This window comes from Chitinophaga jiangningensis, assembly GCF_900142605.1.
Taxonomy (GTDB): domain Bacteria; phylum Bacteroidota; class Bacteroidia; order Chitinophagales; family Chitinophagaceae; genus Chitinophaga; species Chitinophaga jiangningensis.
Genome location: NZ_FRBL01000003.1, coordinates 571556 through 592605 on the forward strand (window position 1 = coordinate 571556; position 21050 = coordinate 592605).

Here is a 21050-nt window from a genome sequence, read left to right on the forward strand (position 1 = left end):
ACGATTGCCTAACAAAGATATTGCATTCGGGTTCACAAAAGCATGGTATCCGGGCTTAATTTCCGATAGTGCAGGAATATGCGATGAGACTGAATATTGCAGCCAGGCTCGCAGCCATGAATAACTTATACAGGAATAATTTCATATTACGGGTTTTATGGATAGTATATATTCAAATAGTATTCCATTATTAACGCATTCTGCCATAAAATGTTTAATGAAATCATAATTTTATTAAACATCTTTCCACCCTTGCCTCCGGCAAGGGTGGAAAGATGAAATAGAATAGGCGTCAGCCACGCCTATTCTATTTCAGGACTATTTTGAGCAACATTAGCCTTAAATTTGTTACCATGAATCTCTCGATGGAAGGTATAATCGAAACCATAAAGGAGGACTATGTCCTGAAGATTGCATTATCGTTGCTGATGGGCGCTGCCATTGGCCTGGAACGGGAATTCAAACGTAAGGCTGCCGGCATGCGCACCATGACGCTCATTTGCATGAGTAGTGCCGTATTCACCATTTTATCGGTGGAGCTGGGCTATCCTAATAGTGCTGACCGTGTGGCCTCCAATATCCTTACAGGCGTCGGCTTTATTGGTGCCGGTGTAATTTTTAAGGGAGAATTTGCCATCGACGGTATTACCACTGCCGCCAGCATATGGATCGCAGCCGCCATCGGTATGGCCATAGGCATGAGCCAGTACTGGCTCGCCCTGTTTAGCCTCACAGGTGCCATGCTGGTATTGATCGCCCTGGAATACCTGGAGATGTACATAGCCCGCATCAACGATAAGCGGGTATATTGTATTCAGTTAAATGACCAGGAGTTTTCGCATCTCGACCTGGAGCAGGTGCTCGACTCCATGCAACTTAAATATAAGCGTATGATGATAGTGAGAAAAGAGCACAAAACGGAAGTGAACTACGCCATACATGGCAAACGTGAGAAAATGGAGGCATTGAATACGTACCTGCACCAGAGTCACGACATACACGAATACCAGATCCAAAACAATCCATTCTGATATGCCATCTTACGCAGATTTACCGCTCCATTACGGGCAGGTGCCGCCATGGCTTGCGCAGCGTATGAGCCTGCTGGGTGGTGCTATCACAGAGGCCATCATCATGGATTACGGACGAGGGGAATTCCTGCGCCGCATGAGCGACCCGTGCTGGTTCCAGGCCCTGGGCTGCGTGCTGGGTATGGACTGGCATTCTTCCGGTATTACCACCAGTGTAATGGGCGCTTTGAAAAAAGCATTGAACCCACGCGCTGCGGAACTGGGCATTTACATCTGCGGTGGTAAAGGGAAATATAGTAAGCAAACCCCGAATGAGCTGGCCGTAATAGCCAATAAAACTGGGCTTCCCGGTGATCAGCTGATCTACAGCAGCAAACTGACGGCAAAAGTGGACAACACGGCCATCCAGGATGGTTTCCAGCTGTACCTGCATTCGTTCCTGCTATCTACTGATGGCGACTGGGCCGTGGTGCAGCAGGGTATGAATGACGCTACCGGCATGGCGCGGCGCTACCACTGGCATTCCAGCGCATTCCAGTCGTTTACAGAAGCGCCGCACACCTACATCTATGGCCATAATCAGGGGCTGATCCTAAATCTCACAGCTATAAACGCAGCTAATACCAAAAACGGCATAATGGAACTGGTAAAGGAAAAACCTGTACACCTGCTACCAGAAATCAGGAACCTGGTGATGCCAAATCACCACGAGCTGCGTGCCGAAAATGTAAACCTGAAGCGGTTGGGAAGTGTACTGGCGCTGGCTTACGACACTAAGCCATCCGACTTTGAATCGCTCCTGATGCTGGAAGGCGTAGGCCCGAGAACGTTACAGTCGCTCACGCTGGTAAGTGAAGTGATACACGGCACGCCCTCCCGATTTGAAGATCCCGCGCGATTTTCGTTTGCCCATGGCGGTAAGGACGGACACCCCTTTCCGGTGCCGCTGAAAATCTATGATGAAACCATTTCCACACTCAAAGACGCGCTGTATAAAGCTAAAATTGGTGCTTCCGAAAAAAAAGACGCCATCAATAAGCTGTCGCAGATGGCGGCCTCCATTGAAAAAGATTTTATTCCAAACACCAACTTTGATAAGCTGATTGAAGAAGAGCGCAATAATGCCTGGCGTTACGGCGGCCGTACTGTTTTGGGTAAGGCTAAGCCACCACAGGAAGGGGATCAGCTGTCACTGTTTTAACCATAACGCACTGCATTGATGACCATCGACTACAATACACTTACCGTACCGCAAGCTACACAGCTACAAAAGGAGATGAAGGATAAAATTGTCCTCTCCCCTTTTACCGGGAAAATCAATTATGTGGCCGGCACTGATATCTCCTTTGATAAATTCAGTACCCATGTATACGCCGGCATAACGGTGCTCAGTTTTCCGGACCTGAAACCGGTAGCGTATAGCCTTATCCGTAAGGAAGTACATTTCCCCTACGTACCCGGTTACCTCGCTTTCCGCGAAGTACCTGCGCTGCTGGATGCCTGGGAACAGCTGGAACTGAAACCTGATGTGGTAGTGCTGGACGGCCATGGCATTGCACATCCACGCAGGATGGGTATTGCCTCTCATTTCGGCGTGTTAATCAACCGGCCTACCCTGGGTTGTGCTAAGAAAAAACTCTACGGAATATACGAGGAACCGGCGGAAAATGCCGGTGCATGGAGTGTGTTATACGATAAACAACAACAGCCGATCGGCAGTGTACTACGCACTAAAAATAAAATAAAACCGGTGTTTGTATCTCCCGGCCATCTAACTGATATAGCCGACAGCCGGCAGATCGTGGAGCAATGCATCACGAAATACCGGCTGCCGGAGCCTACCAGGCTTACGCATAATTTTGTGAACCAGTTCCGGCTGGGCGCACTGGAAGCAGGCTTCCACCGGTTGTAAGCATCAGAATCCAATCCAGGCAATAGCAGCCTTTTTCACTGTTCCTTCCCGCTTAAGCAGAATGGTAGCGTAAGTGCGTGTACCTGCGTTATAGTCGGATGCACCCAGCATACAGGCGTAACGTTTAGTGACTTCCGGCATGCCGAAAAGGTACAGTCTTTCAATCTTCTTATTATAATACCGGTAACATACGAAGTTGGCGTCATCAGCGAACTTCAGCGGTTTCTTTACCTTGTCACTGCCGCCTGTATCCAGGTATTGGAGGTAATCATTAAACAACATAAACGTTACATCCGGAAAAGTCACGAAGTCGTACGACACATAAGTACTTAAATTCAATGCCGCAATTTTATTGCGGAAGCTCCATTCACTTTTGCTGCGGCGTTGCTGGAAGAAAGGCTGACAGGTACCGGTGATCACCTGGTATTTCGACAGCGACCAGGTGGCGTCTTCTTTGCCCAGCGTGTCCAGCTCCGCTACACCGGCATCTCCCATGTTGGAATGCATGTTGGCCAGCTGGTTGTTTCCCTGCCTGAAATAGCTGAGGTTTTCCAGCATGATGGTGCTGCTCCCATCATTGTTCATGAGCCAGTTTTGTGGTATCCCCTCGTATTTGTCCTTATAGTTCAGGTTATTTTCTACGTTGCGACTCAGCTCCGGATAGCTCAGCACCGGGTGCTTGCGCAGTTTCCCTTCTTCCGTAAATATATTGAGCAGTGTTCCGCTGTTCCCGCTTTTGCGCTCGGATGGCACAAACAACAGTAACCTGACTTCTTTAAAAGCAGGTACTGTTTTAAGCAGTCCGCTTACATTGTTATAATTATGCGTGTAGGCAATTACGTTATGGGAAAAGGCCGTAGAATCCGGCGTAAGCCGGCTTAGTACTACTTTAGACCAGGACTCATTACTTTTTTTCTTTGTGTTAAACCCGGTAGTGGCGATATATACATCCCGGCTGTCTTCCACCGCCATGTGTATGTAGCTGAAGTAGGCAAAGGCGGAATCCTGCATGTAGAAATAACCCGTATTTAGCAATTCATGTTTTGGTGAATAGTGCTGCACAATAATGCGGCGTTTAACATTTTCGCCGGGAACGATTTCATGGCCCGCAAAAAAAGCGACCGCATAATAATCTGTACGTTGATCTTTTTCGATGAAACAATCGTGCGAGGCGATATTATTCTGTGCATAGGCGGGCTTGAGTTTTACAGAAGGCAGTTCTCCCAGCTTCTGCTCCTGTAGCAGCTTTCCAGTGTTTTCGTTCAGCACCAGCCTGAACACGCGTGGTGTATCATTTACCAGTTGCTGTAAAAATATCACCGGCTGCCCGTTGATCTCGTAGATGGCGTCAATTTCGGTATTTTCCAGATCACGGCTGTTCCATAGTGTAGTTTGAATGGTATCACTGCTGAGTTGTTCCCGCTTGCTACTGTACATACTTACTTCCAGTCCGGAGGTTCTGGAAAAGTGGAGATAGCAGGTGTTGCCATTTTTAAGCTGGAGGAGTTTATCCCAGCCATCGCCCGGCACTTCAAATTCAGTGCTGAGGTTTACCACCGGGTTTTGGGCAGAGGAGGTGAAGGCATAGCACAGGATAGGGAATAGTAGCAGCAGTTTGCTGATATATTTCATCTTATTATCAATTAATAATTTCAAATATATGAAATATATTGGTTTTATTTTTGGGGAGATGTGGATGACTCCTTCGGAGTCACCTGAATGGGGTGGCGGGCCCGCCACCGCCGGCTTTACTGAACAAGAAGTAAGTCGCAAGCTGGTGTAGCTACGCCACTACAGTAGGCATTTAAGCAGCTGAAGGCCGCCAGCCGGCGGCTTTCAGCTTTCGGGAGATGCCTTCGGCATCTCCCGAAAGCAAACTAATCAAACTTTTGCCGCTGAATCCGCACCGCATTCAAAATCGCCAGCAGCGCCACCCCCACATCCGCAAACACCGCCTCCCACATAGTAGCCAAACCGCCAGCGCCCAGCAGCAGCACTATCCCCTTCACCACAAATGCCAGCGTAATATTTTGCCATACTATCTTTTTCGTAGCGCGACCAATCCTCACGGCCATGGGTATACGGGAAGGCTGGTCATTCTGAATCACGATATCCGCCGTTTCAATTGCTGCATCGCTGCCAAGGCCGCCCATGGCAATTCCTGCATCGCTGAGCGCAATCACCGGCGCATCGTTTACCCCATCTCCCACAAAAGCAACGCTGCCTTTTTGCGCACGAATATCTTTTACCCGCGTCACCTTATCTTCAGGCAGCAGGTCGCCGTAGGCTTCTGCTACACCTACCCGCTCCGCCACATACTTCACCACACTGGATTTATCACCGGATAACATTACTGTATTAATGCCCATACGTTTCAATGCCTGAATCGCCTCAGCCGCATCTGCCTTCACTACATCCGCAATAGTGATCATGCCGGCATACACCCCGTCTACCGCTACGGCTACCACCGTTAGCGGAATATCTTCCACAGCTGTGTCAAAAGCAATATTGAATTTACGCAACAGCCTGAAATTACCCACTAACAATCGTTTACCCGTTACCGTGCCCGCAAGACCATGCCCCGCGATCTCCTCCATCTCCCTAACCTCCAATGGCACCGCCTTAGCACCCAGGTATTCACGAATGGCCGTGGCCACCGGATGGGTGGATTTACTTTCCAATGCATTCACCATAGGCAGTAAATCCGCTTCATCAAAGCCCGGCTGCAACACCACCTCCTGCACCGCAAACACGCCTTTGGTAAGCGTCCCGGTTTTATCCATCACCACGTTTTGTACCGCCGCCATCACATCCAGGTAGTTACTGCCCTTAAACAGGATACCATTGCGGCTGGCGGCCCCTATACCACCGAAATAACCCAGCGGTATGGAGATCACCAACGCACACGGACAGGAAATCACCAGGAATATCAATGCCCGGTACAACCAGTCGTTGAACACATAATTAGCTACAAAAAAATAAGGAAGCAAACAAATGCCGAGCGCCAGGAAAACGACTGCAGGCGTGTAAATACGTGCAAACTTGCGGATGAATAACTCGGTAGGCGCCTTCTGCGACGTTGCATTTTGCACCAGCTCCAGGATGCGTGATAATTTACTATCGGCATACGGCGTGGTCACTTTCACATCCGCTACGGTATTGAGGTTGATCATGCCCGCCAGCACCGGCTCCCCTTTCATTTTAGTATCCGGCTTGCTCTCACCGGTAAGCGCAGCGGTATTAAACGAGGCCGTGGCCGATACCAGCTCTCCATCCAGCGCCAGTTTTTCACCAGGCTTCAACTGGATGATGCTGCCCACCCCTACTGTAGCCGCATGCTCACGGCGCAAAATTCCATCCACCAAAACAGACACCTCATCCGGCCGCTGATCCAGCAAGCCTTTGATGTTGGACTTTGCCCGACTCACCGCCGCATCCTGGAACACTTCCCCTACTGCATAAAACAACATCACTGCCACCCCTTCCGGGTATTGGCCGATGTAAAACGCCCCAACAGTGGCTATCGTCATCAGCAAAAATTCACTGAACACATCCCCCTTCACCAGCGTTCTCCAGGCATTTACAATCACCGGCAGCGCCACAGGCACATACGCCACCAGGTAAAATCCCAGTCGCACATAGCCTGTAAAGCCCGCCCAGCTGTTATCCAGCAATATGCCGATGAGTAGTAATACCAGGCTCACCACGCAGGCAATGAACTCGGCCGACTTCCACCATTTCGCGCTGCCACCAACATGATCATGGCCTTCATGCCCGTCATTTGCCGGTGTTGGTTGTTTTCCTTCTTCTGTTGCACAACATTGTTGTCCCATATCTTTGCATTTAACAGTTAATGTCCTTCGTGCTCGCCGCTGTTTTTCATTTTAGCCAGCAAATCGTAAGCACCCTTTATCACCAGTGTATTTTCAGGCGTACCCGGCGGCAGCGTTACCGCCGTATACCCAAGCTCGGTATCCCCTTTTTCAACCGGCACCATGGTAAATACCTGCAAACTATCTTTCCCTTCTATGCCAGTTTGCACAAAAACATAATCTTTGTTATCAAAGTTCACAATCGCTGATTCCGGCAGCGCTTTTACCTTGCCTGCTCCTGTTTCAATCAGCGCCTGCAGGTAGGTTCCGGGCAATAATTCCGTATCCTCCTGATCCAGGTAGCAATGTACGCGGATGGTCCTGTCATCACTGATCTCCCGCCCTATCAGGTGCACCGTGGCTTTCCGGGTCTGCGACTCGTTGGCAAGCGTAAACAATACATGCTGTCCGATCTTCAGCTTTGGAATATCCTTTTCAAATACTGTTAGCTCTGCATGTAAATGCTCGGTATCCACAATACGAAACAGTACATCCGCCGGCGTTACAAACTGCCCCAGGTTCACATTTACCTGCGTCACAAAACCGCTGATGGGTGCGTAAATATTGATTGCAGACTTGATGTTTCCCTGATTAAGCCCTGCGGTATTGATATTGAGCATGCGCAGCTTTTCTTTCAGGCCGCTGGCCTTTACGGATAACGTTTGCCAGCTGGCTTTCGTTTGCTGCAAGGTTTTGAGGGCATTCACATTTTCCTTTGCCAGCTCCTGCTGCCGCTCGTATTCCACCTTTGCGTATTCGAGCTGACTTACTGTTTCCAGATAATCCTGCTGTAATTGAATATAATCAAGATTTTCCAGAACAGCGATCACCTGCCCCTTCTTCACCGGCATCCCCTGCAACAGCGAAGTCTGTTTAATAAAACCGCCCATCGGTACAGCTATGCTCACCTGCTGCTGCGGCGGCACATCCAGCAAGCCTGCTACTTTAATAGTGCTGCTGATTTCCCGCATTTCAGGAGCGCCCAATGTAATGCCTACCGTACGTACCTGCTCACGGGTCAGCTCCACATGGTCCTCATGTTCTTCGTGTGCCTCTTCTCCGGCTTCGGCCACCGGCTTACTTTTACAGGATATCAGCATACTGAGTGCCAATGTACTGCTAAGAATATATTTATAGGATGAATGCATCTTCATAGTATTGCTTGATTATTGATTACCGGCCAGGTAATGGATATAGCTGACCGCGATTTTGTTGTCCAGTAATGATTTCAGGTAGCCCTGGCGGATGCTGAGCACCTGTTCCAGGTTCAGAAAATGTTCCGCATAACCTATTTCCCCGGCACCATACGCCAGTTGCGATTGCTTTAATATCAGCTCCGCATTCGGCAGTGCCGACTGCTCGTAGTAACGCAGGTTTTCCGTTTGCTTTACATACTGCTGAATCGCCTGTGTATATTGACTTTGCAGCTGAATGCTGTTTTGCTCAAACGTAAGCATAGCCGCGTGTGCCTGTTGCTCTTCCGCCTTTACCCTTGCACGCATAGGCCGGGCCCATATGGGTAGGGCCAGCCCTACCTGAAATCCCTGGAAACGGTTGCCACCAGTGGCCAGCGGCGCACCACTTGCATTCACCGGTGTTCCAATGAGCGACTGATTAAAATACCCTACTGTAATATCCGGCAGTATCGCATTGGCATATACTTTCTGTTGCTTGTCCGCCGTAACGGCCTGCTGTTGCAGGTATTGAAGTAAGGGATGTTGGGAGATGCGGGTGCTGTCGAACACCGGAGCAATCGTTAATTCCTGCAGATGCTCTTCCTGCATTACCGGCAACACTTCACCGTCGCCCATACCGGTTAAGGCTTTTAATCGCGCAGTAAATATTTTCAGGTCCGCCTCATTTTGTCGCAGCAGATTCTCTACCTCCTGCTTACGTGTATCCGATGCCGTTTTTTCCAGCATCTTGCCTTCTCCGGTACGATAACGCAGGTCTGCCTTTTTCGCAAAAGAGGTAAACAGGCTGTCCTGGTGGCGCAACAACTCCCGCTGGGCTTGCAGGTACAGCAGTTGCAGGTATGCTTCCTTAACCTGGTAGGCCAGTTCATTACTGGTATTGGCTTTCAGGAAGGTAGCCTCCTTTACCTGCGACTCCCCTAACTGCTTTTTTGCACCAAAATTGGTAGGGAAAGGAATCGCCTGGGTAACGCTGAAGTTGTTATCGTTTTTTACGTAGCTGTTGTACTGCCCGTATTGCATGGCTACTTCCGTTTTTCCGATATCGCCGGCAGCAGGCAGCAGCTTGCGGAAGTACTGCACGCGTGCATCTGCCGCCTGCAGATTTTTATTATGTTGTAAAGCGTACTGGACGGCCCCTTCCATATTCCAGGAAGGTTGCTGGCTAAAAGCAGCCAGTGGCAGCAGCAGCAGACTAATGATTTTTTTCATTTGCAAGGTTTTTATTCTTTCCAGAGAAGCCGTTTTCGAAGAACAGGTACAGGCATGGTAGCACCAGCAGCGTAAGCAAGGTGGATGTCACCAGCCCGCCTATCACTACGGTGGCCAGTGGCCGCTGCACTTCCGCGCCTGCGCTGGTGGCCAGCGCCATGGGCAAAAAGCCCATTGAGGCCACGCTGGCGGTCATTAATACCGGCCGTAATCGTATTGCCGTTCCCTTTAGTACCCGTTCATATGCATCGGCGATGCCTTCTTTCTTCAGGTTATTAAACTCTCCTATCAGTACGATTCCGTTTAGCACTGCCACTCCAAAGAGGGCGATAAAACCTACGCCGGCCGAAATGCTGAATGGCATCCCCCGCAGCAGCAGCGCAAACACGCCACCAATGGCTGCCATCGGGATGGCGGTAAAGATCAGCAGAGACTGGCTCACGGAATGGAAAGTGAAATACAACAGTCCGAAAATGAGCAATAATGCCACAGGCACTGCAATGGAAAGCCGTTGATTGGCTTCCCGCAGGTTTTCAAACTGCCCTCCATAGCGGATAAAGTAGCCCGGCGGCATTTTTACGTTTGCATTTATTTTCGCTTCTATGTCCTGCACAACACTGGCGATGTCGCGCCCACGAACGTTAAACCCTACAATGATGCGGCGCTTGGCGTCCTCGCGCTGGATCTGGTTAGGGCCGGTTTGCATTTCCACCGTTGCCAGCTGCTCCAGCGGAATCTGCTGGCCATTAGGAGCCGTTACATACAGCTGACTTACATCGGTCAGGCTGGTACGCGACTGATGATCGAGTCGCAGCACCAGGTCAAAGCGCTTTTCGCCTTCGTACACCAGTCCGGCGGATTGCCCTGCAAAGGCCGTGTTCACCGTTTGATTGATGGTTTCGATATCGAGGCCGTACTGTGCTACGCGGGCACGGTCTATTTTCACTACGATCTGTGGCAGCCCATCCATCTGTTCCAGGTAGATGTCTTTAGCACCGGGTGTTTTACTTACAATTTTATTGACCTGCGCTGCCAGGGAGCTAAGAGTAGTCAGGTCCTCTCCGAAGATTTTGATCCCAACATCCTGTCGTACACCAGAAATCAGTTCGTTGAAACGCAGCTGTATGGGCTGCGAAAAGCCGAAGCTCACGCCAGGTATTGCTTCCAGGGCTTCCTGCATTTTATTGGCCAGCTCCTCTCTGGATTTGGCACTGGTCCATTCCTGCTGTGGTTTCAGGAGGATAGTAAGGTCGCAGGCCTCCATTGGCATGGGGTCCGTAGGAATTTCGGCAGCGCCGATTTTCCCGATTACCTCTTTTACTTCCGGAAACTGCCTGCGCAGGATGCCGGCGGCCAGGGTGATCTTATCTACGGTTGCTGTTAGGGAGCTTCCGGTAAGCAGGCGGGTTTCAACCGCAAAGTCGCCCTCCTCCAGGGTGGGTATGAATTCTCCCCCCATATTGGTAAATAACGCCAACGATAGTACGAAAAGTGAAATGGCAATGCCCACCACCCAGTATTTAAAGCGCAAAGCCGCTCTGATAGCAGGATCGTAGAGTTTATGAAAAAAGGCCATGAGCCTGTCGGAGATGGTAACCTTATTGGTAATTTTCTTGTTCAGGAACAGGGCCGACATCATCGGTACATAGGTGAGCGATAAAATAAACGCACCGGCAATGGCAAACGAAACGGTTTGCGCCATGGGCTTAAACATCTTCCCTTCAATCCCAACTAATGCCAGTATCGGCAGGTATACGATGAGAATGATAATTTCCCCGAAAGAGGCCGCAGCACGAATTTTGCTGGCACTGTCGTATACTTCCGCATCCATTTCAGCCTGTGACAATTGCAGGGAAGGCCGGCCTTTCAACCGTGTTACCAAATGATGTAAAGTGGCTTCCACGATAATCACCGCACCGTCCACAATCAGTCCAAAGTCAATCGCGCCAAGGCTCATGAGGTTGCCCGACACGCCAAACAATTTCATCATGGAAACGGCGAAGAGCATGGAAAGCGGAATTACGGAAGCAACGATCAAGCCTGCACGCATGTTGCCGAGAAATACTACCAGCACGAAAATCACAATCAGCGCACCTTCTACGAGGTTCTTTTTCACCGTACCTACTGCGCGGCCAACAAAATCACTCCGGTCAAGGAATGGTTCAATCACCACTCCTTCAGGCAGGGTCTTCTGAATGGCTGCCATCCGCTCTTTCACGGCTTTCACCACTTCGTTGGAGTTTTTGCCTTTCAGCATCATCACGATGCCACCCACGGCCTCACCGGTTTCGTTGCGGGTGAGCGCACCGTAGCGGATGGCATCTCCCAGTTGTACACTGGCTACATCCCGCACCAGCACCGGCGTTCCGTTGGCGGTGTTTTTTACTACGATATTTTCAATATCTGCCAGCGAGCCAATCATGCCTTCACTGCGGATAAAATAGGCGTTTGGTTTTTTGTCGATGTAGGCCCCGCCGGTATTTTGATTATTCCGTTGGGTAGCGGTAAATACATCGGCAATGCTAATGTTGTAACTGCGCAGGCGATCCGGATTGATGGCCACCACATATTGTTTCAGCTTACCACCAAAGCTGTTGACTTCCGCCACACCGGGCGTACCAAGCAGTTGGCGGCGTACATACCAGTCCTGGATGGTACGCAGTTCACGGGCATCGTATTTGGATTCGAAGCCTTTCTGCGGATGCACTACGTACTGATAAATTTCCCCTAGTCCGCTGGAAATGGGCGACATCTCCGGGTTGCCGATGCCAGCGGGGATAATACTTTTGGCTTCAGACAATTTTTCGTTTACCTGTTGCCGTGCCCAGTAAATATCTATATCATCATGAAATACGATGGTAACAACGGAAAGGCCAAAACGGCTGATGGAGCGGATTTCCTGGAGCTCAGGAATCACCGCCATGGTTTGCTCCACAGGGAAGGTGATGAGTCGCTCCACCTCCTGCGCAGCCAGCGAAGGCGACAAAGTAATCACCTGCACCTGGTTATTGGTGATATCCGGCACCGCATCCACCGGCAGCCGGGTAAGGGACCACACGCCCCATATTATCAGAGCGATGGTAAATAATGCAATAGCAAGCTTGTTCCTGACGGAAAACAGAATGATCTTGTCCATTAAAGAAAATGGGTTATAGGTGATAACGCAGCAGTTTACTGCCGGCATACCAGTGAAATAAATGAATAAGGGAGTATTAAGCGGCTACCGGCCTCGGGGGCTGCCAGATCGCGTTGCTGCCTGCAATGGCAATGGAGGCAGTATAAACAGGATAGATATATTGTTGCTGTGGATGAATGACTACATATTGCCAGTGGCTTACCGTGGTGAGTTGCACATTACAGCAACTGCACACGCACAAAGGAGAACAGAAGTCCACATGATCCGCATGCTGCTCCGCCGGAGCAGTACTAATGGTGGTCAGGGAAATACCGGGTACAGCAGCCAGGGCGTCGTTGCACGGAATGCAGGACAACACCAGGAGATACAGGCTGAATATGTACACGAGTAATTTCATCTCTACAAAAATACATACAAGAGATTAAAATCACCTTATAAAAAACTGCATCTCTGTTGCGCAATTAGGTTTTGTTGTTAAATTAGCCTTATGAACTGTTTAATTGTAGACGATAACAAACTGGCCCGCACTGCCATGAAGCAGCTGGTAAGTCATGTGGCCCAGCTGAAATTGGTAGGCGAATGCAGCAGTGCCATAGAGGCTTATAACATCCTGCAGCAGGAAAAAGTAGATATCCTTTTACTGGATATTGAGATGCCCGGCATGAGCGGTATTGAGCTTACCCGCAACCTCGGTAAAAAAGGGCCGGTTATTATCTTTACAACAGCAAAAAAAGAATATGCCGTAGAAGCCTTTGAGCTACATGTGGCTGATTATCTTATCAAGCCGGTGAGTCCGGCCAGGTTTATCCAGGCAATTGACCGGGCCAGGGAGATAGCAGACAGCGCTAATCGCGAGCTCCAGGTATCAGAACAGGAATTCGTATTCATCCGTGACAATGGGATACTCAAACGTATACGCATGGATGAGATTTTATACCTGGAAGCAATGGGTGATTATGTAAAGCTGTTTACCGCGCAGAAATTTCATGCGATTCATACCACCCTGAAGGCACTGGAAGAAAAATTACCGCCGGCAAAATTCATGCGCGTACACCGGTCCTATATAGTGGCCCTGGATAAAATCAGCTCTATTGAAGATGGGAGTATAATGATAGATAAGAGCGCCATTCCGGTGGCAGATGCATACCGGGCTACACTGAACAGCAAATTGCGGTTATTGTAAGCCTGCCTGCAATCACCTCACCGATAGTTTTTCCTCTTTGACCGACACCCCCTGCCCATTGAACCAAATCCCCTCTACCACAGTCAGATGGCGATGTACCTTTAGGTCGTAATCAAAAACAATACATCACATCAAAACTGAATAATCATGAAAAAGTTAGGAATCATGCTCGCCGTTGCTGCTATGGTATTTGTAGGTACTGCTACTTATGCTCAGTCTCCTGCTCCTGCACAAAAAGCTGCCAAAACTGAAAAAACAGCTCCTGAAAAGAAAGCACACAAAGGAACGCATAAGCATCACGCAAGTAAAAAAGCACAGAAACCGGCTGAATCCAATAAATAAGTTCGCCCCAGTTTATAGCTCAAATATTTAACCTGCAGTTGCAAAGCATGCCGGTTAAATATTTGAGCTATTTTTATTACGCTATACGATTTACTTTTTATCCTGTATTTTGAACCGGCTTTCCCTTTGCAACGTTATTTTACGAAACTGACATGCAGCCAAAGAAAATTAAATATTATCTGCTCGGACTCTTCCTCATTGGCATGGCGCTGTTTATTGTGCTGCATGTAAACTCCGCTAAAAATATCCGGCAGCTGATCTCCGGCAACGAACAACTGCTGCAGGAACTCAACGTAAAAAACGAAATACAAAAGCTGCAAACCAGCATGGCACGTACCGACAGCAAGGTACGTGGTACCGTGATTGCGCAGGACAGTCTGCATATTACCGGGATAGAATCAGATATTGCCATTATCAAAGCCGACCTCAAAGAGATCAATAAAATTGTTCGAAACGACAGTACCGAAAAGCTGCTTACCCAGCTCAACTACCTGGTAGACGAAAAGAATACTTTTAACGTACAGGTGCTGGATACTTTTTATACCCAGGGCAAATGGGCAGCGGAAAAACTGATCAATAACCAGAAGGGCAAGCGCCTCGGGGAGGCCATCACCGGCATTCTGCATCAGCTGGACAGTACGCGGCAGTCAGAAGTTAACCATACCACCCACCTGATCGACACCAGTGGACAAAAGGCCCTTAGCTGGGGTACCATTCTCGTGGTTTTTGCCTGTCTGACCAGCCTGCTGGCGTTTTTGTACATCACCAGCCGCATCCACCGTCAGGAGCAGCTGATTGATGAGCTGGATGAGTCGCGCGAGCAGGAACGGAGGCTCACCGTTGTAAAAGATCAATTTCTGGCCAATATGAGCCACGAAATACGTACCCCCATGAACTCTGTACTGGGATTCGCCCATCTGCTCAAAAATCAGCCGCTAAACAGCAAATCCAGGGAATATGTGAACGCGATCGACAGTGCCGGACAAAATTTGCTGGAAATCATCAACGATATACTCGATATCTCCAAGATAGAATCCGGGATGATGCGCATAGAGCCGAGTTCTTTCAGTCTGCAGGGCGTGTTACACGCCGTATACCTGCTTTTTCAGCCTAAGGCAGAAGAAAAGCAACTCTCCTTACAGGTCACCACAGACGAGCAGGTGCCCGATATTCTTTACGGGGATGTAACCCGGCTGACCCAGGTACTGGTCAACCTTACCAGTAATGCGATTAAGTTTACCGACGCAGGTACGGTCAGCATTCACGTTGCCAGAAGCTGGCAGGACGGCAATGGCGTACGCCTGCTGTTTACAGTAAAAGATACCGGTATAGGAATCGACCCCGCCAAGCAGGGAAGCATATTTGACCGCTTTAATCAGGCAGAAGCCTCTACTACCCGGAAATATGGTGGCACCGGACTGGGTTTAACCATTGTAAAGCAACTGGTGGAACTGCAGAATGGATTTATTGCCGTAGAAAGTAAGCCTGGCGAAGGTTCCACCTTTAAAGTGGAACTGCCTTATACGCTGGGCGAGCCACCGGCCGAAACCGGCAGCGACGAAGAGCTGCTACCCCTCCTCCCTGGTTTGCAGCAGGATATACGCATACTCGTAGCGGAAGATAATAAGATGAACCAGAATCTGCTGCGACATCTGCTGAGCAACCGGCAACTCTCCTATCGCATTGTTACCAATGGCGAGGAAGCGCTGCAGGCGCTGCAAAAGAGTAATTATGATTTGTTGCTGCTGGATATACAGATGCCTAACGTGGACGGTTATACGGTGATACAGCGCCTGCGCCAGGAGCAACACTCCAACATCCCGGTGATCGCCATGACGGCGCATGCCATGGCTGGAGAAAGAGATAAATGCCTGCAGCTGGGCATGAATGAATACATTTCAAAACCGATCCGTGCCGAAGAATTATACCGCCTTATCCAGGTGTATACCGGTAAAAGCCTGGGCCCTGATATCTCCGGAAACAACGATTTCTCAACGGTAGCAGACAATGGTCATTTGATCAGTATGCAGTATTTACAGGAGCTTTCCAATGGCAACAGTGAGTTTGAACAAACGATGCTGCAACAGTTTATTGCGCAGCTTCCGGAAGACCTGGGGCAGCTGAAACAAGCCATTCACGCATCGGATTTGCCGGGCATCCGTACGGCGGCGCATCATTTGAAAACCACTGTTTCTTTTATAGGCCTGGAAGCCCATTTGTATCCATTTTTGGAACCGTTGGAGCATGTAACGGAGGAAGACTTTGTACAGGCGGAAGCCGCCGAATCCTTTGCGTCCCTGCGTCAGCTGGCCATGCAGGCTGTACAGGAAGCCATGTCATTTTTATTATAACGGAGCAGGTTATACGCACCCTCACCGACACCCATTCCCCTTTCAACGACACTCGTACCGCATTCACCGAAACAACCCACACAGCGCCCATTCCCGCCGTAATTTAGTGTTACAAAGTTTGACACCAATTTATAAAGCATTTTAAAAGACAAACATCATGAAAAAATTCCTGATCGCTGCTGTAGCAGTAATGACCATTTCAGTTGGTGCGTTCGCACAAGCGCCTGCTGCTAAACCAGCAAAGAAAGAAAAAGCAAAAACTGAGGCTAAAGCAGAAGCTAAGCCAGCTGCTGACTCTACCAAGAAAGCAGCGCACACTGCTAAAAAAGCGGCCAAAGCAGAAGTTAAAAAAGGCTAATACAGTTTATACAGCGTTTGAGTTTACTGATCCCGTTTCGCACAGAAACGGGATTTTTATTGAGTCGTAAGCCAAAAATAAAAAAGGGCCTGCTTTCGCAGACCCTTTCAGTTATATAGCATACCAGTGGCTTATTTCAGACCATCCAGTTTCTTTTTAACTTCGTCCATTTTAGCTGTCTGGTTTTTGATAGCATATATTTTCTGTAATGCATACAGGCAGCTTTCGTAGGATTGTTTGTCGCTTGCATCCAGGCTTGCACCTTTAGCAGTGAAAGACTCATCCGCTTTTTCGAAGTATGGTAAAGACTGGTTCATCAGGCCTTCCATGCTGGTTTGCAATTCTTTTGCTTTTGCAGAAGTCTGTTGTTTGCTGTCCAGCTCATTCAGTTGTTTGTTGAAAACAACGGCGCGGTTGAAGTAAAGGGCGCCCAGCTGGAAGTTAGCGATAGCGTCAGATGGGTTGGCAGCCAGTACTTTTTTGTAAGCTTCTTCTGCTTTACCGATCAGTTCATTGTAGTTAGCTGGTTTAGCGGCATCGTTACCGTTCGGGTCGCGTGGGTTGGCGAGGTTGTCGAGGCGGATAGCGTAGTCCAGTTGCAGTTGTACATCGTTAGGATTTTCTGCAATTTTCTTTTCCAGCATACCGAGGAGTTCAGCTGTTTTACCGGTTTTGGTATAGTACAGCATTTCCATATCGTTAAAGCGTTTGTCTTTAGGGAAAACCGCTTTACCTTGTTCGATGGCTTTCAGCCAGTTGGCGTTGTCACCTTTTTCTTCGTAGAGTTGACCCAGAATTACGTACAGTGCTGGTTCGCCTTTGAATTGGAGGTCAGCAGCTTTCTGCAGGTAAGTGAGAGCGGCATCGGTTTGTTTAGCCTGGCTCGCAGCGTAACCGGTATAGAAAATCAGGGCTGTATCTGTAGGCAGTGCAGTAGTGATGTTTTTTTGTTTGTTGTAGAAAGAAACTACTTCTTCTGCTTTAGAGAAATTGTTCAGCGCTGGTTCCCATTTTTGTTCGTTCAGGGCAGCATAACCGGCATTCGCAACAACTGCATAGATGTTGTACATGGACTGGTTCAGTGTCAGCACACCGTCCTTCATGTCCGGATTGATTTCATATGCTTTTTTGAAAGCATCGTATGCCTGCAGTGCCAAAGCTGGATCTTTTGCTTTGGTACCCATAGCTTCCAGTACCCGACCATCTACAAACCAGGTTTTAGCATCGTTTTTAGTTTTATCGTGCTGTAATGCTGCGTCGATATCTGCTTTAGCTTTCTCTAAGTCTTGTTTAGTCAGATTTTCCTCTGCGCTGCTCACTTTGGCTTTTTGAGCCATCACGCTCACTGTTGCGGAACAGAGGAGAACAGAAACCAATAATTTTTTCATGTCTTGTTTTTTTTAGTTGCTGATTATCTTGTAAGAGTATGGTGCTTAATTATATGCTAATACAATCAGAGATACAGTTACCACTACAGCATTGCGTAATTTTTTACCGGAAAAGAGCTGAAACCTTCGGTCTCAGCTCTTTTCCGGCTTTCCAACGGTGGCATACCGTGGGAAAAGCCGTGATGGAAAATATTAGTTATCAATGATTATTCTTCAGTTGACGGTGCTTCAGCTACATCACCATTTTCCTCAGGTGCAGCGTTTTCGCCGGATTCACCTGCTTCTGCAGCTTCATCTGTTGGCACTAATTCAGTTTCTTCTTCCTGCTCATCGAGGCGTGCTACAGCCGCGATTTCGTCGCTGTCATCCAGGCGGATCAGGCGTACACCTTGTGTGGCGCGGCCAGCTTCGCGGATATCTGCAACTGCCATACGAATGGTGATACCTGATTTACAAGTGATCATCAGATCATGTTTTTCAGTTACATCCAGTATTGCAATCAGGTTACCGGTTTTTTCAGTAATGTTAATGGTTTTAACACCTTTACCACCTCTGTTGGTGATACGATATTCCTCAATGTTGGTACGTTTACCGTATCCTTTCTCGGAAACAACCAATACTGTTCTTGATTCGTCCTCTTTAGCAACACAAATCATACCAACCACTTCATCGTTCTCATTATCTACCTCGATACCTCTTACCCCGATGGCGCCACGACCCGTATCGCGAACGGTAACTTCAGGGAATCGGATGGCGCGGCCGCTCTTAATGGCCATCATAATCTGGCTCTGGCCGTTGGTGAGTTTAGCTTCCAGCAGCTGATCCCCATCATTGATGGTAATAGCGTTTACACCGTTCTGACGCGGGCGGCTGAACTCTTCCACCAGTGTTTTCTTGATGATACCACGCTTGGTACAAAGTACAATATAATTGTTATTGATGAAATCTTTATCACCCAGGTCCTTGATATCTATGATTGCGCGGATCTTATCATCCTGTGGCAATTGTATAAGGTTCTGAATAGCACGGCCTTTACCGTTTTTCTCCCCTTCCGGAATTTCATAAACTTTGAGCCAGTAGCAGCGTCCTTTTTCCGTAAAGAACAGCATGGTATGGTGCGTAGAGGCCACAAAGAGGTGCTCGATAAAGTCCTCGTCGCGGGTACGGCCACCGATGGCACCGCGGCCACCACGTTTCTGCTGACGGTAGTCGTATGCAGAAGTACGTTTGATATAACCCAGGTGGGAGATAGTGATTACCACATCCTCTTCAGCGATGATATCTTCGATACGCATTTCGCTGGCGAGGTATTGGATTTCTGTTTTACGTTCGTCACCGAAGCGTTTTTTCACGTCTTCCAGTTCATCTTTGATGATTTGGTAGCGCAGCCCTTCATCGTTGAGGATATCGTTGAGGTGAGCGATCAGTTTCATGATCTCATCGTATTCTTCCCTGATCTTATCACGCTCCATACCGGTCAAACGTTGCAGACGCAGTTCGAGGATGGCTTTGGATTGTATTTCAGAGAGATTGAATTCACTCATCAAACCGTCTTTCGCGATTTCCGGTGTGGCAGCTGCACGGATCAGGGCGATCACGGCATCCAGGTGGTCCAGCGCAATCAGGTAACCCTGGAGGATGTGTGCTTTTTCTTCTGCTTTGCGGAGATCGAAGCGGGTTCTTCTCACCACTACTTCGTGGCGGAATTCGATGAACTCAGCCAGGATATCTTTCAGGTTCAGGATACGCGGACGGCCTTTTACCAGGGCCACGTTGTTGATACCGTAAGAAGTCTGGAGTTCGGAATATTTATATAACTGGTTAATGATCACGTTAGGGATAGCCTCACGTTTCAGATCGATCACCAGGCGCATACCTTCACGGTCGCTCTCATCGCGCACGTCAGAAATGCCTTCAATAATTTTATCATTTACCAGCTGTGCGATCTTCTGGTGCAGTACCGCCTTGTTGATCTGATAAGGCAGTTCATAGATCACCAGGCGCTCGCGTCCTGTTTTGGAAGTTTCGGCCATGATCTTACCACGTACCACTACGCGGCCGCGGCCCGTTTCGAAACCTTGTTTTACGCCGTCGAAACCATAGATGATACCACCGGTTGGGAAGTCAGGCGCTTTTACGTGCTTGATCAGTTCTTCAATGGTGATGTCGCGGTTGTCCACGTATGCAATCAGGCCGTCTACCACCTCGGAGAGGTTGTGAGGCATGATGTTGGTGGCCATACCTACGGCGATACCGGAGGCTCCGTTGATAAGGAGGTTCGGAATTCGTGTAGGCAGTACCGTTGGTTCTTCGAGTGTATCATCGAAGTTGAGGCTGAAATCTACCGTTTCTTTTTCAATGTCTTCGAGCATTGCCTCTGCCAGCTTTTGCAGACGTACCTCGGTATAACGCATGGCCGCCGGCATGTCACCATCCACGGAACCAAAGTTACCCTGACCGTCTACCAGCATGTAGCGAAGGCTCCATGGCTGCGCCATACGAACAATGGTGTCGTAGATTGACGAGTCACCATGCGGGTGATACTTACCCATTACATCCCCTACAATACGCGCAGACTTTTTGTATGGCTTATTACTGTGGTTACCGGCTTCGTTCATCCCGAAGAGAACGCGGCGGTGTACAGGTTTCAGACCATCCCTTACATCGGGTAAAGCGCGGCCCACAATCACTGACATGGAGTAGTCAATGTAGGCAGTCTTCATTTGTTCCTCGATATTAATCTGGACAATTTTCCCTTCCTGCTGATTTTCCGTATGCTCTGTCATTTAGTATTGATTTACAGATTTTTCTGCTGAAAAATAATAGAGGCAAATATAACCATTTCAGGCCGAAATCCGGCCTAAAAAAAGCAAAATGTGAATAAAATTAGCCATAGGGATAAAACCTGATATTTGAACTTGATTATATGGTTTAAATGCCCAATGCCAACATATCAATATCCCCCCGTTTTCGTTATAATGGTAAATTATGTAATTTTACTTTATCTATTATATGTCCCAAATCCCTGATATGTAAGAAATGTCATATTTAGTACCTTTTTGTTCCTAACCC

16 protein-coding genes are annotated in these 21050 nt (G+C 48.6%); 8 read left to right on the top strand and 8 right to left on the bottom strand.

Features of this window, described 5'->3' with window-relative positions; genetic code table 11:
* Window positions 1-353 precede the first annotated feature (353 nt).
* From BUB18_RS09785 to nfi, 3 genes are read left to right on the top strand one after another with little or no spacing between them, the layout of a single operon-like run.
* Window positions 354-1031, top strand: coding sequence for an MgtC/SapB family protein (locus BUB18_RS09785; protein ID WP_083549678.1), 678 nt, complete (start codon window positions 354-356; stop codon window positions 1029-1031).
* Window position 1032: 1 nt separating this feature from the next.
* Window positions 1033-2232 carry a DUF763 domain-containing protein gene (locus tag BUB18_RS09790; protein WP_073080272.1) on the top strand — a complete coding sequence of 400 codons (1200 nt, stop codon included), beginning with the start codon at window positions 1033-1035 and terminating at the stop codon, window positions 2230-2232.
* An 18-nt stretch (window positions 2233-2250) separates the two neighbouring features.
* Window positions 2251-2943 carry a deoxyribonuclease V gene (gene nfi, locus BUB18_RS09795; protein ID WP_083549680.1) on the top strand — a complete coding sequence of 231 codons (693 nt, stop codon included), beginning with the start codon at window positions 2251-2253 and terminating at the stop codon, window positions 2941-2943.
* A 3-nt stretch (window positions 2944-2946) separates the two neighbouring features.
* Here the strand turns inward: nfi and BUB18_RS09800 are convergent, their stop codons facing one another.
* A complete protein-coding gene (locus tag BUB18_RS09800) occupies window positions 2947-4575 on the bottom strand; it encodes a hypothetical protein (protein WP_073080273.1) in 1629 nt (542 codons plus the stop codon).
* A 28-nt stretch (window positions 4576-4603) separates the two neighbouring features.
* Between BUB18_RS09800 and BUB18_RS30085 the strand changes: the two genes are divergently transcribed.
* Window positions 4604-4726: a hypothetical protein gene (locus tag BUB18_RS30085; protein ID WP_262487672.1), complete on the top strand. Its 123-nt coding sequence runs from the start codon at window positions 4604-4606 to the stop codon at window positions 4724-4726.
* A gap of 94 nt (window positions 4727-4820) precedes the next feature.
* On the opposite strand, the gene BUB18_RS09805 is transcribed toward BUB18_RS30085, so the two are convergent.
* The 5 genes from BUB18_RS09805 to BUB18_RS09820 form a co-directional block, all read right to left on the bottom strand.
* Window positions 4821-6776 carry a heavy metal translocating P-type ATPase gene (locus tag BUB18_RS09805; RefSeq protein WP_073080274.1) on the bottom strand — a complete coding sequence of 652 codons (1956 nt, stop codon included), beginning with the start codon at window positions 6774-6776 and terminating at the stop codon, window positions 4821-4823.
* Window positions 6777-6793: 17 nt separating this feature from the next.
* The gene (locus BUB18_RS09810) at window positions 6794-7969 is read right to left on the bottom strand and encodes an efflux RND transporter periplasmic adaptor subunit (RefSeq protein WP_073080275.1); all 1176 of its coding nucleotides are present in this window, start codon (window positions 7967-7969) and stop codon (window positions 6794-6796) included.
* Between the two features lie 12 nt (window positions 7970-7981).
* On the bottom strand, window positions 7982-9220 hold the full coding sequence (locus BUB18_RS29840) for a TolC family protein (protein ID WP_218588020.1): 1239 nt from the start codon (window positions 9218-9220) through the stop codon (window positions 7982-7984).
* Complete coding sequence (locus tag BUB18_RS09815) at window positions 9204-12356, bottom strand: efflux RND transporter permease subunit (protein ID WP_245805641.1); 3153 nt, start codon at window positions 12354-12356, stop codon at window positions 9204-9206. Before BUB18_RS09815 ends, BUB18_RS29840 begins: the two co-directional genes overlap by 17 nt.
* Window positions 12357-12432: 76 nt before the next feature.
* Window positions 12433-12753 (bottom strand): DUF6660 family protein, encoded by a 321-nt coding sequence (locus BUB18_RS09820; protein WP_073080276.1) that lies wholly within the window; start codon window positions 12751-12753, stop codon window positions 12433-12435.
* A 90-nt stretch (window positions 12754-12843) separates the two neighbouring features.
* Between BUB18_RS09820 and BUB18_RS09825 the strand changes: the two genes are divergently transcribed.
* The 4 genes from BUB18_RS09825 to BUB18_RS09840 all read left to right on the top strand — a co-directional run bounded on the left by BUB18_RS09825 (window position 12844) and on the right by BUB18_RS09840 (window position 16590).
* Window positions 12844-13539: a LytR/AlgR family response regulator transcription factor gene (locus BUB18_RS09825; RefSeq protein WP_073080277.1), complete on the top strand. Its 696-nt coding sequence runs from the start codon at window positions 12844-12846 to the stop codon at window positions 13537-13539.
* A gap of 147 nt (window positions 13540-13686) precedes the next feature.
* Window positions 13687-13881 (top strand): hypothetical protein, encoded by a 195-nt coding sequence (locus BUB18_RS09830; RefSeq protein ID WP_073080278.1) that lies wholly within the window; start codon window positions 13687-13689, stop codon window positions 13879-13881.
* A gap of 152 nt (window positions 13882-14033) precedes the next feature.
* The gene (locus BUB18_RS09835; protein WP_073080279.1) at window positions 14034-16232 is read left to right on the top strand and encodes a response regulator; all 2199 of its coding nucleotides are present in this window, start codon (window positions 14034-14036) and stop codon (window positions 16230-16232) included.
* A gap of 157 nt (window positions 16233-16389) precedes the next feature.
* Window positions 16390-16590 (top strand): hypothetical protein, encoded by a 201-nt coding sequence (locus BUB18_RS09840; protein WP_073080280.1) that lies wholly within the window; start codon window positions 16390-16392, stop codon window positions 16588-16590.
* Between the two features lie 131 nt (window positions 16591-16721).
* Here the strand turns inward: BUB18_RS09840 and BUB18_RS09845 are convergent, their stop codons facing one another.
* Both BUB18_RS09845 and gyrA read right to left on the bottom strand, forming a co-directional pair.
* A complete protein-coding gene (locus tag BUB18_RS09845) occupies window positions 16722-17978 on the bottom strand; it encodes a tetratricopeptide repeat protein (protein WP_073080282.1) in 1257 nt (418 codons plus the stop codon).
* 206 nt (window positions 17979-18184) lie between these two features.
* Window positions 18185-20764 carry a DNA gyrase subunit A gene (gene gyrA, locus BUB18_RS09850; RefSeq protein ID WP_073080283.1) on the bottom strand — a complete coding sequence of 860 codons (2580 nt, stop codon included), beginning with the start codon at window positions 20762-20764 and terminating at the stop codon, window positions 18185-18187.
* Between the last annotated feature and the right edge of the window lie 286 nt (window positions 20765-21050).